Raw genomic sequence first — 1,838 nt, 5'->3', positions numbered from 1 at the left:
CATCTCCACCGCCAGGCTGTCGGCGTCGGCGTCCGAATAGACCACCACCGTGGCGATCCCGAGCCGCCGGCACGTCTTGATCACCCGCACCGCGATCTCGCCCCGGTTGGCGATCAGGATCTTGTTGAACATCGGCGGCGGTCCTTGGCGGTTCGGTCTGTGAGGAACCTCCCCCCTGTGGGGGAGGCGATCGCGAAGCGATCGGTGGGGGGGAGTAATTTCGACATCGGCCGAGGTCTCGGAAGCTGAAACCGGCCCCCACCGGCCTTCGGCCGCCTCCCCCAGAGGGGGAGGTTCGCTGGCTCACAGCGGGATATTGTCGTGCTTCTTGGTCGGGTTGGTCAGCACCTTGCCCTTGAGCGAGTGCAACGCCCGGACGATGCGCTTGCGGGTGCCGTGGGGCATGATGACGTCGTCGACATAGCCKCKKGAGGCGGCGACGAAGGGGGTGGCGAAGCGGTCCTTGTATTCGGCCTCGCGGGCGGCCAGGGCCTCTGGGTCCTTGGCYTCCTGGCGGAAGATGATCTCGACCGCGCCCTTGGCCCCCATCACCGCGATCTCGGCGGTGGGCCAGGCGTAGTTGAAGTCGCCGCGCAGGTGCTTGGAGCTCATCACGTCATAGGCCCCGCCATAGGCCTTGCGGGTGATCAGGGTGACCTTGGGCACCGTGGCCTCGGCATAGGCGAACAGGAGCTTGGCGCCGTGCTTGATCAGGCCGCCGTACTCCTGCTTGGTGCCCGGCATGAAGCCCGGCACGTCGACCAGGGTGAYGATCGGGATCTCGAAGGCGTCGCAGAAGCGCACGAAGCGGGCGGCCTTGCGGGAGCTGTCGATGTCGAGCACYCCGGCCAGCACCTGCGGCTGGTTGGCGACGATCCCGACGGTCTGACCGTCCATCCGCGCAAAACCGCAGACGATGTTCCTGGCCCATTCGGACGAGATCTCGAAGAAGTCGGCCTCGTCGACGATCTTCAGGATCAGTTCCTTCATGTCGTAGGGCTTGCCCGGATCGGCCGGSACCAGGCTGTCGAGGCTGGCTTCCTGGCGATGGGGGTCGTCGAAGCTTTGGCGGATCGGGGCCTTCTCGCGATTGGACGAGGGCAGGAAGTCGACCAGGCGGCGCACCTGGGTCAGGGCYTCGAGGTCGTTCTCGAACGCCCCYTCGGCCACGCCCGACTTGGCSGCRTGMACSCGSGCCCCGCCCARCTCCTCGGCGGTGACCACCTCGTTGGTGACGGTCTTCACCACGTCGGGCCCGGTGACGAACATGTAGCTCGTATCCTTCACCATGAAGATGAAGTCGGTCATGGCCGGGCTGTAGACGTCGCCGCCGGCGCAGGGGCCCATGATCACGCTGATCTGCGGGATCACCCCCGAGGCCAGGGTGTTTTCCAGGAAGATGTCGGCATAGCCGGCCAGGCTGTCGACGCCCTCCTGGATGCGCGCCCCGCCGGCGTCGAACAGGCCGATGATCGGCGCGCCGACCTTCATCGCCTGGCGCTGGACCTTGACGATCTTGGCCGCGTGSGCGCCCGACAGSSWGCCGCCGAACACCGTGAAGTCCTTGGAGAAGACGTAGACGACCTTGCCGTTGATCGTGCCCCAGCCGGTGACCACGCCGTCGCCGGGCACCTTCTGGTYGGCCATGCCGAACTCGGTTCCCCGGTGCTCGACGAACATGTCGAACTCCTCGAACGAGCCTTCGTCCAGCAAGAGATCGATCCGCTCGCGCGCCGTCAGCTTGCCCTTGGCATGCTGGCTCGCCACCCGCTTCTCGCCGCCCCCCGCTCGCGCCTGCTCGCGACGCCGCTCCAGCTCTTCCAGGATGTGTTGCAAGG

2 protein-coding genes are annotated in these 1,838 nt (G+C 66.7%); both read right to left on the bottom strand.

The features are described from left to right. Nucleotides 1-132, bottom strand: a 132-nt coding sequence (locus AC1DCG_RS25020) for a biotin carboxylase N-terminal domain-containing protein (RefSeq protein ID WP_477030968.1), incomplete at its 3' end; no start/stop codon positions are given. A gap of 171 nt (nucleotides 133-303) precedes the next feature. Continuing rightward, the gene (locus AC1DCG_RS25015) at nucleotides 304-1,836 is read right to left on the bottom strand and encodes an acyl-CoA carboxylase subunit beta (protein ID WP_477041746.1); all 1,533 of its coding nucleotides are present in this window, start codon (nucleotides 1,834-1,836) and stop codon (nucleotides 304-306) included. Nucleotides 1,837-1,838: the final 2 nt, after the last annotated feature.

The sequence above is a fragment of the Caulobacter sp. 10L414 genome, from assembly GCF_056395525.1.
Note: the sequence above shows the minus strand (reverse complement) of the source record. Positions and strands in the feature narration are given on the sequence as shown.